Genomic DNA, 13,144 nt, shown 5'->3' on the forward strand with positions numbered 1-13,144 from the left:
ACTGCCGTCGGATGACCAGAGCACCAAAGGAGATACCGCAATGATGACTCAGCAACTGGCCGCGAGCGTGGTTCAGCTCGTCGCGCCGCTGGCAGACCCCAACGTCCCGACCGGCGCGGATTTCAAGGACTGGGTCCTGGTCGTCGCGGGGAACATCTTCATCGCGATCCTCGTGTTGCGCGCCATCGGGCACTATTTCAAGCGCGAGTGGGGCGAGCTGTTCGGCCACATCGCGGCCGGGGTGCTCGTGGGCGGCCTGATCTACGCCAACAACCAGACGATCAACGTCCTCAAGGGCTTCTGGGGATTGCTGTCCGGGGGTAGCTGATGCGCGTCGGTCGTACCCTGACCCACCACTTCGAGATCGAGACCCGGCAGTACGACCTGCTGGGCATCGACCTGGGAGAAGGCGCCCGGCGCCGGATGATCATCTTCGGTGCGGTGATCATCCTGGTCTGGATCGCGCTGCTCGTCCCCATCATCGGGGTTCCGATGAAGTCCACCGTCAGCCTTTACGTCGTGCCGCCGTTCGTGATCACCGCCTTCGGCTGGCGTGCGGGCAAGCACCATGAACGCCGTCGCCGCGTAACCGAGTGGGCGCTCGCCGTCCGCTACGCGTTGCGCGCCCATCGCCCGATCATCGGACTCGGTGCCCGGGCCGCCGACAAGACGGAGTACCTGCCATGGCGCGAGCGCGTCGCGGCCCAGAAGATGGCCGGTCTGGCGAAGGCCAGGGTGACGCCGGAATGGGAACGCGAGGCCGTGGTGGAGCTTGACCCGCAGGTCCGCGCCGGCGCGGACATCACCGTGAACCAACGGGCCCGCCTGCTGGGGGCGGACCACGTGCAGAGGGTCAGTCGCAGGACGTCAGGGAAGAGGAACTGATGAAAATCGCTGACAAGCTCCTGAACCTCGTCGGGGTCGGCCGTGAACGCGGTCTCCCGCCGCCGCGCCTGGTCGCCATCGCCGACGGTCTGCTGGTGACCGAGCGCAGCGCCGAAGCGTGGTTCCTGATCTCGGTCGCGAACACCGACCTGGCCACCGAGGCCGAGCAGGATGCCGCCCTGGACGCCGCGGTGAGTGCCGCCGCGACCATCCTCGGCGACCGGCTCAGCCACCTGAAGGTGGTCTGGGGCCGCTCGACCGGGCAGGACTACCTCGACAGTGTGGCCGGCCACTACCGCCTCGGCGACCACGACGCGTGGGCGCAGACCCGGGCCGACCGGATCGACGAGATGCGGATGCCGGAGCGGTACGTCGCGCTCGGCGTGCACCTCAGCGACCGTGACCCGCGGGCCACCGCGCAGGTTCGTGGCTCGATCAGCGACGCCCTCGGCACCACCTCCTGGCGGGTCAGCGCCCGCGAGCTCGCCCACCTCGACGAGCGGGTCCGCAAGCTCGGCCGCCAGCTCGGGTCCACCGTCTGGCGGGCCCACACCGCGCCCGCAGAGGTGATCTCCTGGCTGGTCAGCCGCGAGATGCACCGCGGCGCCGTCGCGGCCCCGCGTCGCGGCCTGATCACCGGAGCCTCGCTGGCGCGTCTCACCGCCGGCCGGGTCGTCCCGTACACCGATCACCTGCGCATCTACGACGCCCGCGGCCAGATCGCGGCGTACACGTCTGTCCTGGCGATGACGGACTTCCCCGAGGAGCTGGAGACGCCCGGCGCCGGCGAGTGGCTGCGGACGCTCAGCGAGATCAAGGCGATCGACGACGACGGCGACGAGATCGACGTCACCGTGGAGGCGTCCGTCCGTTTCCGCGTCCTCACCAAGAAGACCGCGCGGAACCTGGTCGACGAGACCCGCAAGAGCGCCAAGGAACAGCGCCGCTCCGCCGCGAAGGGCACAGCGGAGGAGACAGCCGACGAGATCGTCGAGACCGAGCGGGTGATGCGCGAGGTCAAGCGCGACATCAACCGCAGCGGCCTCACCCTGGTCGAGGACCACCCCCGCCTGCTGGTCAGCGCGGACACCCGCGAGGACCTCGAGGCGTACGTCGACGCCGTCGTCGCGCACTACGCAGACCGCGGTATCACCGTGGCCGCCGGCGCGGACGAACAGCGGGACCTCTGGCTGGAATCGCTGCCAGGCGACCAGTTGCGCGTACCGGACCTCGGCCATGTGCGGGAATCGACCGCCTTCTTCGGGTCCTGGTTTTGGGGCGGTGCCTCAATCGGTGACGCGACCGGTCCTGCCATCGGCTACCTGACCGGCTCGACGCCTGGTCTCGTGCGCTTCGACGCGGCCGCGGGTTCGGCCCTCGGCGACGCGACCACCACGCTCTTCCTCGGTCGTTCCGGTCGAGGCAAGACCACCGCGGCGATGCTCGGCGGTCTCGACTCGGCATTCGCCGGTGCCTGGGTTCCCCTGCTCGACCTGAAGGGTGACGCGGCCGGCGTATCAGCCGTCGCCGCGGAGTACGGCGTACCGACCGCGCTCATCGAGATCACGGCCCAGTTCTCCGGCGCCGCGGACCTCCTGCGCGTGCTGCCTGTGGACGACGCTCTCCTGCAAGCACCTTCGCAGTTGATGCTGCTGCTCCCGCCGCACCTGCGCGGCGCGGCTGAAGCTCCAGTGATGGCGGCGACTCGGGCCGAGATCCAGTCGCCCGACCCGTCTTCATGGGGTGTCATCCAGCGGCTCTGCGCTGCGGACTCGGAAACCACCCGTACTGTCGGTTTCGCCCTGCGGGACCTCGTCGAGACCGGCCTTGGTTCGGTCGTCGCGGGTCCGCCTTCCGGGTTGTCCTCGCTGACCACGAACCCGGGTCTGTGGGTCGTCCAGATGCCCGGCCTGACCCTGCCCTCGCCCGAGTCCGCGCCGGAGTCCTGGTCTCCGATCGAACGAGTCGGTATGGCCTGCCTCCGCGGCTGCCTCGCCTGGATGGTCCGCACTACGGGTCGCCGCGAGTTCCGTGGACGCTCCAAGGTCGTGATCGTGCCTGAGGTTCACCTGCTCACGAAGACGCCCGACGGTGCTTCGTTCCTCGACTACATCGCACGTGTCGGTCGTGCCCTCGGCGCCTCCCTGGTGCTGGACACCCAGGACCCGGCCTCGATCCTGAAGCTGCCGGGTCTGGTCGAGCAGATCACCACCCTGTTCGCGTTCAGCCTGCGTTCCCGTGAGCAGGTCGACTCGCTCCTCGAACTCCTCGGCCGGCCGCAGACCCCGCCGTACCAGACGCTCGTCCGCGGCATCAACACCGCCGCCAACGGCAAGAGCATCCGCCACGGTCACTGCATCATGCGAGACCGCTGGGACGAGGTGGCCACGGTCCAGATCGACATCCCGAGCCAGCGCGTCGCCGAACTCCTCCGCACCACCCCGGAGTCCGAGCACGACCTCGAACCCACTCAGCCGATCATTGCTCCTTACGAGGAACCAGACCCCTTCGCCGACGACGAAGAGGACTTCGACGACGCCCTCCTCCCGGAGCCCGCCGCCCAAGCCCACGCCCAGGCCGAAGCCCACACCCATGAGCCGCTCCACGAGCCCGTGGCAGCCCACAACGGCGCCCCACACCACAACGGCGTCCAGGGTCACCCCACCCACACCAACGGCGTCCAGGACCACCCCACCCACACCAATGGCGTGCAACACCACCCCATGCACACCAACGGCGCCGAGCACCACCCGGCTGCCCCGCAGCCCCAAACCGCCCCGGCTCCGACGGTCCAGCAACAAAACGGCTCAGCCCCGTCCCCCGCGGCCCCCACCTCGAACGGCCAGGACCACCACCACCCACCCCGCTACGAACAACCAATCGGCCCCGACGAGGTCTACGACCAAGAAGCCGACGAAGCCGCCTACAACGAAGCCATGTACCCGGCCACCCCCGACGACGAAAACCCACCCCGCCAGGGCCCCGGCAAAAAGGAACACGTCGCATGAGAGGCCGGCGCAAACTCCAAACTGCGCTGACCACCCTCGCAATCTCCTTCATCATCACAGCCCAAGCAGCCCTAGCCGCCGACCCCGACACCGGCCCGACGAACCCCACCGGCTTCGGCGACCTCCTGCCAACCCCTGACCTGACCGGCGGCGACACCCGAACCCTCTTCGAGTCGTACAGCCCGACGGTCTATGGGCTCGACTTCGAGACGAGCTTCAGGGATCCGACCGAGGCCGTGTTCAACGGCTACGCGCACATGGTGATGATGTACATCCTCGCGATCACGCGGGCGGCCATCTCGGTTGGTTGGTGGCTTTTCTCGTTCACCGACATCAAGCCGCTGACGGACACGGCCTCGGCCGCCATCGGCTCGGTGAACACCGAGTTCGTCGGATGGTTGTTGCCTTCGGCACTCGCCTTCGGCGCGATCGCGGCCTATGCCCAGCGGCGCGCGAACGGAAGCGCGATGGGGCAGTTGGTGTGGGTGTTCGCGGCCGGACTGCTCGCCACCAGTTTCGCCGTGGCCCCGGCGACCTGGCTCAATGGCGTCGACGGCGCACGCCAGATCGGCTCGAACGCGGTGGTCGGGACATCGACGCAGGTCCTCGGGGACACCGTTGAGGTGCCGATTCCCTGGCCTGAGCCGAGCTTCTCCGGGACCGAGCGAGACACCTTGCTGAGGAAGTCCGGCGACGCGACATGGCGAGCCTTCGCCGCGACTCCTTGGTGTGTCGCGGAGTTCGGTTCCATTGCCGCTTGTCAGCGGTACGGGAAGGCGATCCTGGACAAGGGAACTGACGGTGATGCTCGCCGGGACTACATCGACAAAGAGGTGAGCAAGGCCGAGGGCGGTGGAGATGCCGCGACGGTGAAGTGGGCGAAGGGCGACAATCCGTTCGGCCGGGTAGGCGTCCTGACTCTCGGTGCGATCGCGGCGACGTTGTTCGCCTTCCTGACGATCTCTTTGGCGTTCACCGCGCTGATGGCCTTTGTCGGCTGCATGCTGCTGCTCGTTGTCGGAGTCCTCTTCGCCTGTCTGTGGGCTATTCCTGGGCGGACCAGACAATGGGGAATGAACTGGTTCGAGGCTCTCCTCGGTCTGGTGCTGCAGTCCATCCTGGCGCTCCTGGTGTTCTCGACAACGCTGGCCCTTGTCACTGCTGTGTTCGGCCTGACGGACACGCTGGGGTGGCTGCCGGTGAGCGGCCTCGCCATCGCGGTCCTCATCGCAGGCCTCCGACTTCGACGCCTGTTCGAGAGCATGAGCACGATGATGCGCCCTGGCGCGGGCAGCTTGCTGATGGGTGGCATGGCGCGACGCGGGGCAATGACTGCTGTCCGGCGAATCATGGGTGCGGTCGGTAGCCGCGCGGCGAGTCCCTCTGTCAGTGAGCGCGCGGCAACCAAAGGTGCGGCAGGGGATGCCGGTGTCGAGCGGGCGACCTCGGTCCGCGTCTTCCGACAAGCACCTGCCCTCGGTGCTGTGCGAGGTGCTGGCGGCTCGCAGCAGCGACCTGCTCATGAGCTCGGAGCTGGGCACGAGCGGCGCGCGATCGAGGCGAGTGCGAGTCCGCCGGGTTCGACGACGGCTGGTCGAGGAGATGCTCAGTCCGGCCGGAAGAGGGACAGAACGCAAGTTGTCCAGGGAGCAACGCTCTCCACAGCCGTTGGCGGCGCGGAGAGCCGCGGAGCGGTGCGACGCAAGACGATTTCGGTCGGCCTCAACTCCAGCGGCGGCGCATCGTCTTCCTCTGCAGTCTCTTCCTCACGAGGAGGGGGCAAGGAGTCGAAGCGTCCACGGCACGCCCGGGAGACTCGATCCACGCAGACGCCGGCCCGATTCGAACCTCGGGTGCACTCGCACTCTGCGAGTCTGCGCGACGGTCCGCCCAAGGTCATGCGCGAGCGTCGGCGGCCGGCCGGGGGTGGACCGCGTCGATTCCGCGAGTACTCCAGTGTCACCAAGGACGGTGTGACCGTCATGGTGCCTACCCGCAGGTGAGCGCCGGATGAGCAGACGGGAAGGTGAGCCCCGGCGCGGCAAGAGGATCCGGAGCGGGTCAGACGATGCTGACTCGTTCGATCTGCCACGCCCGGAGGAGCCCGAAAGCTGGCGCGACATGGTGCGGCCGGACTATTCGTACCCGGAGGAGCTCGACGATCTCGGGAGGCGTGACCGGCGCCAAGCCAAGCGCACGTGGCGGAAGGACGATCACGCGCAGCGGATGGCCTGGTTGCGTCAGCAGCGGCAGGCCGAGCCGACCAGCCCGGCAACGGTCATCGTTGCGATCGTCATCCTCGCCATCGTGCTGCTGGGCTTCGGAGGCGGACTACCCCGCTTGTTCGGGGGCGATGAGCCGGCTGGCAAGGATGTCGGTCTGCTGACCCCGTCCTTGCCTCCGGAGCAACCTGCTCCGTCTGAACCAGGATCGACGCCGTCGCAGTCCACTCTTCCTCCGACCTCGGAGAATTCCACTCCGCCCGTGCTCACAGAGCATCCTTCGGCGTTGGCGACATCCGCCGCGGCAGCCGTTGCGACGAACTGGGCGCGGACGTTCTACACCCGCGACCCGGTAGCTGAGACGTATGCCGATCTGGTCGACAAGACCGGTCCATACATCACCGATGAGGTAGGCGACAGCCTCGTCGCGGCCGGCGACTCAACCTACGACGCACTGAAGACGGACGGTGGCAAGTCGACGGTTGCCTCAGTGACTGTCGCTCTTCCGAGGCCGGACTCCGCACCAGTCGACACGCCGACCCGGATAAGTCGGCTGCTGACAGTCACCATCGATGTGACAGGGAAGAACCCGGATCGAATCGTCCTGCCCTTGGTGATCACGTTGGTGCCCGAGGGCACGGTCTGGGTTGTGAGCGATCTGAACGGTGGCTCCGGTCCGTGACGGGGTGGGTGAGCTGCTCATGCTGATGGAGCGGGAAGCCGGTGGCGCTCTCGGCGCGGTCGCGGGAAAGACAATGGCGCTGAAGGCACTCGGCGTGATGACCATCCTCGGGTTGTTCGCACTGGTTCTGATTGTGCCCTTCGGCGCTGGCGGTGACAGGTTTGTGGCCGGCTGTCCGGCTGGGGATGCCGGTCGGGTCGACGATCCGGCCGCTGACGCGCCGACCCGTGCGCGGCAGGTCGCCTTCGCGAAGATCATCGATTCGGTCGCTGTAGCGCGAGGGCTACCTGGTCGCGCCACTCTGGTTGCGTTGATGACCTCCCTGCAGGAGTCGCAGTTGGAGAACATCGACTACGGCGACCGTGACTCCGTCGGGCTGTTTCAGCAGCGACCGTCCGCAGGTTGGGGGACCGTACAACAGATTCTCGATCCCACCTATGCGGCGGAGGCGTTCTTCGGCGGTCCGAAACCGCCGAGCCCTCCTGGCCTGGTCGACATCGATGGATGGCCGTCGATGTCGTACACCGAAGCCGCACAGGCGGTACAGGTGTCTGCATTTCCCAACGCCTATGCGCGGCATGAACGCACAGCCAGGCAAATCGCCTCCGAAGCAGGCATCGATCTGGAACGGGCAGGCGATCCTTATGCCGGTCGCTCCGGGCCGAAGCCGACGGGCGGAACGGGGCAGCCAGCTGCCCTCGACAACTGCGACGAGGGCCAGGGCCTGATCGCCGGTCAGCCGGTGAACGGAGTCTGGCCGCCGCAGGATCAGTCAGCCACGGATCCGACTGGTACGGGTGGCATGGTCACCCCTCGGACAGCGCTATGGGTCGGTCAGGCTCGGGCCGCATTGGCCAACCCGCCGATGAGCTGCTGGGACCGGCACGCGTGGAACCCCACCAGCGACCACCCGAAAGGCAAGGCGTGCGATGTGATGGTCGGCGGTGATGCGCGCCGATCGGCGCCGCTGCGATCCAAGGGTGACAAGATCGCGAACTGGACGATCCAGACCGCTGGTACAACAGGCGTCAGGTACGTGATCTGGTATGGAAAGATCTGGAGTTCTCGTACGGGGCAGTGGAAGCCGTACGGCGGTGGTGGCATCTACGATCCGAACGACGCAACAGGTGGCCACTTCGACCATGTCCATGTGTCGATGTACTGATGACAGAGGCGATTCATGAGCAACTCTGAGGAACCGGTGGACGACCCGAGCCGGGATTCGCCGGCCTCCGGTTCTCCCGGGCAGCCTCAAGGCGGCTCCTCCGACGGTCCCGAGCGGCCGCAGTTGCCACCTCGGCGGCCGGACGACGTCGTGCACCCGCCTGGCGGCCGGCCCGCCGCAGGGCCTGTCGGCGGCACTGGTCTGCTGGCTGCTGAAGCTTTGAACAGCCTGCTTTGGGTTGCTGTCAGTTTCATCATCATCTATTGGACGTGCCAGGCATTCGACCTCGAAGAACGCACCTGGGTACTGATCGCACTCTGGCTGTGCTCAGGGCTGATCGTGCTTTGGCCAGGCTCCGACGGACTCGTAGCTCGCTACCTCCTTGGTCGCCGGCAACCAACGATGGTCGAGTACCAAAGGCTTGCGCCGAGTTGGTTGGCTGTCGCAAATCGGGCCGGAGTCGATCCGAACGACTACACCCTCTGGATAGCCGGGGATGACACGGCAACTGGCGCTGCAGGAGCCGGACGCACAGTGACGGTGACGAGTTGGGCGATGTACACGCTCCCCCCGACTCACCTCGAAGCCGTGATGGCACAGGATCTGGCCACACACCTGCGCGGTCGAACCTGGCTGAGTCGGATAGCCCTCTGGTACTCGGTCCCGACGCGCATCCTTGCCTTGGTGGTGAGGCTGCTTCTCAAACTCAGCCGCACCGTTCCCGCCGTCGGCTGCACCATCGTCGGATTCCTGCTGGTGTCCTATTTGGGCTTCATCCTCGCTTCGCTGATCTTCTACGACAGCCTTCTCGTGCCGCTGCTGTTCCTTAGCCCGCTGTTTGCCCCGCTTTTGTTCATCGGCGCCGGGAAATTCGTCGAACGAATGGCAGATCGAGCCACCGGCGATCTTGGCTACGGCCGTCGTCTGCTCGAGGTCTTCTACGGTTGGCAGGCCCAGCACCAGGAGTCGTCACGGCGGATGGGTCTGACGCAGCCGGACTGGCTCGCTGGTCAACCTTCAGTGGCAGAGCGCATTCGCGCCCTCGAGGTCTATCTTCAACCTCGCTGATCCTTAGCCCAGCTGACTTGGTGGGGGCTACTCGGCGCGAGGAAGTCGAGCAGATTGTGGGCTTCTGCCTCGATGGTCGCCACCGCGCTGCGAGGGAGCTTCTCGAACGGGCTGATGGTCAGGGTGCCTTTGGTGTGGGTCCAGGTGGCGCAGGGGTAGCCGTTGTGGAGGACGGTCGGCTTGATTATGCCGTTGTTGGTGAAGATATGGGGGCGGTGGTGGGTGGGGAGGATTCGGGTTCGGGTGGTGTGGGAGAGGTAGAGGTTGTCGTAGGCGGGGAGGAAGCGGGTGGGGGCGGGGGTTTCGGGGTCTGGGAGGGGGATCGAGCCCAGGTCGTAGAGGGTTTGGCCGGAGTCTTCGTGGGTGTAGGTGCGGAGGTTTAGGCGAGTGAAGACCTCCGTCAGGTGGGTTAGGCCAGACCATTGCTGCATGTCGAGCGGCGTGGCGGGGCCGTAGGCGGCGAGGTAGCGGTGGACCAAGGTGTCGATGGAGTACGGCGTCAGGGGACGGTCCAGCCACGACTCGAGGGTGGTGGTGATGGGTTGGCCGCCTTTGGACCAGATGCCTCGGGGTGGGACCTGGACGCCGGCGACGAGGTCTCGGACAGCGCGGGACAGTACTGCGGGGTCGTAGTCCGGGAATTCCTTGGCAAGAGCCTCGCCCAGGGCGGAGCCGCTCAGCGGGGAAGCTGCCAGGAGGCGGTGGCCGGCCGCGGTGAGAGCGTCCACGTCGATGGACGCGCGCAGCGGGGCCAGCGTTTGGTTCGAGGCCAGGTTGCGTTGGTGGACCTCGCGAAGCAGGGGATAGATGCCCAAGGCATCGTCTGCGGTGACCAGGTGGATGGTGCTGCGCATCAACGACAGGCGGACCACCGCGCGGTCGTACATCAGCTGCGACAACTCATCCGGCTGGAAGTCGACCAGGCGCGTCCACAAACCTGTGTACGGCGCGAGCGCGGCCTGGGACTGCATGCCGGTGAGGTGCTCGATCGCCTCCGGGGCGGAGGCGGACCGGCGTTCGAGCAAGCACTGGCGCGACAAGTAGGCGCGGTTGAGCGCCTGGTCGCTCAACCCGGTCACGCGATGAACCTGACCTCACCAGAAGTGCCTGAGGCGGCGAAGGAGAGCAGACGTTCGCCCTCTTCCAAGACCGAGTCCCGGGCCGCAGCAGACAGCGGCAGGATCGGCTCGACCTCCAGCACTGCGGACTTCTTGCCCTGCTTCACCAGTTTCCACAGGGCGGCGCCGCGACCGTCGTAGAGCACAGAGCCGCGGGTCAGGGTCTCCTGGATCAAGAGGCGTTCGCGGACTGCATCCTCGATCCAGCGGTTCCGGTCGGCGTGGGAGAGCAGGAGATTGTCGTACTCCGGTAAGAAGCGCGTCGGCACCGGCAGGTCCTCGTCCGGCAGCTCGATCGTCGGTAGGTCATACAGAACGTGGCCGGTCTCGGCGTCGGTGTACGCGCGGAGGTCGAGTCGTTCGAAGACCTCAGCCAGACGGGTCAATCCAGCCCAGGCCTGGGCATCCGCCACCGATGCGGGCCCGAAGGCAGCCAGATAACGCAACACCACCTCATCGATCGACGGCGAAGCGGAGACCGGAGAGCCGAGCCACAGCTCGGCCGTAGACATCGTCGGGTTGCCACCCTTGCCCCAGACACCGCGCGGCGGGATCTGCACGGTCGGCAGCAGGCAACGGACGGCGTGGGCCAGGGACGGCGCATCGCGGTCGGGCCACAGAGGCTGGAGGTGCTCGCGGAGTTGGACGGCAGTGGCGGGCGAGGATGCCATCCGCTCGGTGCCGGCGCGCAGGACGGCGTCCATATCGAGGCCCTCGAGCCGCTTCCGACCGTACATCTGGTTCTGGAACACCTCCCGCTCGAGCCGGGGCTGCACCAGCGGCCGGATCTCCAGGAAGTCCCGGCTCGACATCAGGTGGATCGTCGCCCGCATCATCGAACCGCGGACGGCCTTGCGGTCCTCCAGCAGTCCGGCGAGCTCGGAAGGCTCGAAGGACTCCAGCCGCGACCACAGCCCGACGTACGGGGAGAGGGGGACCTGGGCCTGCATGCCGACCAGATGTTCGATCGCCTCGAGCGCGGAGGCGGGACGGCGTTCGATGAGCCACTGGCGGTCCAGGGTGGCGCGGTTGAGGGCGCGGAGACTCAACTTCGACATGGCTGATCCTCTCCTAGGGGCGAGGTCAACGCTAGAAGGCGAAGCGGCCAGAACTTGTCCGCTACTAACACCACGCGAGCGACTACCCGCCGGCTGAATGAGGCGCGGGCGGAGAGCCAGGACCCGCGAGACGCTGGTGGCGACGGCGACCGACATGTTCCTGCGCGACGGCGTTGCTCAGTCTCGGCGTCGGCCTGGGCGTGCAGCGGGCGATCGACCCCGAGGTCGGCGTCGCGGTGCTGCCGGGAGTCATCCGCCTACTGGCCGGAGGCAAGCAGAAGACCTAGATGTTTTCCCTTGCCGGAGCGTGGTGCCGCAAAGTTTTCCTTTCCAGTGAGGTGTCCGGCGAACTAGGGTCGCGACGGATCGTAGTCGTACCACCACGGTCGTCCACCTTGGGAGGGACTGAGTATGACGAAGCACGTGCATCGCCGGAAGGCGGTCGCGGCCATCACGGCGGGGTTCGCCACCATCGCGATGGGACTGACCTACACCAGCGCCGCGGGGGCAGCGCCGGCGGCCGGCTCGGCGAGTAGCGCCGTTCCGGCCAATCTGAAGCTGATCAAGACCAAGACCTCGCTGCTCGGCAAGCACTACTGGTACCAGCAGACCTTCAAGGGCCTGCCGGTCGTCAACGGGTACTACGCCCAGCACGTCGACAAGTCGGGCAAGGTCGTCCAGGTCGCCGACGGGCGCGACGCGGTACCGGCCTCGCTGGATGTCAGTGCGGCGGTGCCCTCGGCAACGGCCACCACGAACGCGAACAGCGCGGTCACGGCGCGCGCGGCGCGGAACCGGAGTACGGGCGGCAGGAACGTCACGCCGACCCCGGCGGCGGCCCAGGGCGCGGCCCAGCTCGCCGTCATCGGCGGTCCGGACGCCCGGCTGGTCTGGAACGTCACGTCCCGCTCGACCGAGGGCGTCACCCGGTCGCTGGTCGACGCCAAGTCCGGCGCGGTCGTCGAGTCGAAGGTGATCAGCGACAACATCGACGGCAAGGGGTCCGTGTTCGACCCGAACCCGGTCGTCACGCTGCAGAACGAGGACCTGACCGACCAGAACGACAAGAACCAGGACGCGCTCTTCCTGGCGCAGAAGAACGTGATCCTGCGCAACCTGGACGGCTCGGGCAAGCTGAACGGCAGCTACGTCAACATCACGAAGGCCAAGGGCGGTCTCGCGCAGAGCAAGACCAACACGTTCGTCTACCAGCGGCAGAACGACAAGTTCGAGCAGGTGATGGCGTACTACCAGGTCAACCAGACCCAGGAGTACATCCACTCGCTCGGCTTCACCGAGGTGAACAACGAGTCCCAGGACTTCGAGATCAACACGTTCAGCGGCGACAACTCGTTCTACGACCCGTCGGTCGACCTGATCACGATGGGCGAGGGTGGCGTCGACGACGCCGAGGACGCCGAGGTGATCTGGCACGAGTACGGTCACGCGATCCAGGACGACGTGGTGCCCGGCTTCGGCGAGTCCGAGCAGGCCGGCGCGATCGGCGAGGGCTTCGGCGACTACTGGGCCGTCTCGATGTCGATCCCGGTCAGCAAGAACTACGACCTGCCGTGCGTGATGGACTGGGACGCCACGTCGTACACGTCCGGGCCGAAGCACTGCCTGCGCCGTACCGACACCGGCAAAACCACCGACGACATGACCGGTGAGGTGCACGACGACGGCGAGATCTGGTCGAACGCGCTGTGGGACATCCACCAGGCGCTCGGCCGGAACAAGGCCAACAAGGTGATCCTGCAGGGCACGTTCTTCTACGCGCCGGACACCTCGTTCGCGGACGCTGCCCGGGTCACCGTGCAGTCCGCCCGGCTGCTCTACGGCAAGCCCGCCGCCGACCAGGTCACCCAGGCCTTCCAGGCGCGCAAGATCCTCTGATCAGCCGCGACACCTGATGTACTGCCGGCTCATGCGCCCACG

At 67.0% G+C, this 13,144-nt stretch carries 10 protein-coding genes; 8 read left to right on the forward strand and 2 right to left on the reverse strand.

Features of this window, described 5'->3' with window-relative positions:
- The first annotated feature begins 40 nt into the window (after positions 1-40).
- From EV648_RS35135 to EV648_RS35165, 7 genes are all read left to right on the forward strand, one after another.
- A complete protein-coding gene (locus EV648_RS35135) occupies positions 41-328 on the forward strand; it encodes a hypothetical protein (protein WP_132193987.1) in 288 nt (95 codons plus the stop codon).
- Complete coding sequence (locus EV648_RS35140; RefSeq protein ID WP_132299540.1) at positions 328-885, forward strand: hypothetical protein; 558 nt, start codon at positions 328-330, stop codon at positions 883-885. Before EV648_RS35135 ends, EV648_RS35140 begins: the two co-directional genes overlap by 1 nt.
- The gene (locus tag EV648_RS35145) at positions 885-3,893 is read left to right on the forward strand and encodes an ATP-binding protein (RefSeq protein WP_132299542.1); all 3,009 of its coding nucleotides are present in this window, start codon (positions 885-887) and stop codon (positions 3,891-3,893) included. Before EV648_RS35140 ends, EV648_RS35145 begins: the two co-directional genes overlap by 1 nt.
- Positions 3,890-5,896, forward strand: a complete 2,007-nt coding sequence (locus EV648_RS35150) for a type IV secretion system protein (RefSeq protein WP_132299544.1) — start codon at positions 3,890-3,892, stop codon at positions 5,894-5,896. The genes EV648_RS35145 and EV648_RS35150 overlap by 4 nt, the downstream gene beginning before the upstream one ends.
- A gap of 7 nt (positions 5,897-5,903) precedes the next feature.
- Positions 5,904-6,797: a hypothetical protein gene (locus tag EV648_RS35155; protein ID WP_132299546.1), complete on the forward strand. Its 894-nt coding sequence runs from the start codon at positions 5,904-5,906 to the stop codon at positions 6,795-6,797.
- Positions 6,798-7,134: 337 nt separating this feature from the next.
- Positions 7,135-7,962, forward strand: a complete 828-nt coding sequence (locus EV648_RS35160) for a hypothetical protein (RefSeq protein WP_132299548.1) — start codon at positions 7,135-7,137, stop codon at positions 7,960-7,962.
- A gap of 15 nt (positions 7,963-7,977) precedes the next feature.
- Positions 7,978-9,030 (forward strand): hypothetical protein, encoded by a 1,053-nt coding sequence (locus tag EV648_RS35165; RefSeq protein ID WP_132299550.1) that lies wholly within the window; start codon positions 7,978-7,980, stop codon positions 9,028-9,030.
- Here the strand turns inward: EV648_RS35165 and EV648_RS35170 are convergent.
- A complete protein-coding gene (locus EV648_RS35170; protein WP_132299552.1) occupies positions 9,018-10,109 on the reverse strand; it encodes a winged helix DNA-binding domain-containing protein in 1,092 nt (363 codons plus the stop codon). The two genes, EV648_RS35165 and EV648_RS35170, sit on opposite strands and share 13 nt — an antisense overlap.
- On the reverse strand, positions 10,106-11,206 hold the full coding sequence (locus EV648_RS35175) for a winged helix DNA-binding domain-containing protein (protein ID WP_132299554.1): 1,101 nt from the start codon (positions 11,204-11,206) through the stop codon (positions 10,106-10,108). Before EV648_RS35175 ends, EV648_RS35170 begins: the two co-directional genes overlap by 4 nt.
- Positions 11,207-11,617: 411 nt before the next feature.
- Here EV648_RS35175 and EV648_RS35185 point away from each other — a divergent pair, with 411 nt between their 5' ends.
- The gene (locus tag EV648_RS35185; RefSeq protein WP_199234991.1) at positions 11,618-13,102 is read left to right on the forward strand and encodes a M36 family metallopeptidase; all 1,485 of its coding nucleotides are present in this window, start codon (positions 11,618-11,620) and stop codon (positions 13,100-13,102) included.
- The last annotated feature ends 42 nt before the right edge of the window (positions 13,103-13,144 follow it).

This window comes from Kribbella sp. VKM Ac-2568, from assembly GCF_004345365.1.
Taxonomy (GTDB): domain Bacteria; phylum Actinomycetota; class Actinomycetes; order Propionibacteriales; family Kribbellaceae; genus Kribbella; species Kribbella orskensis.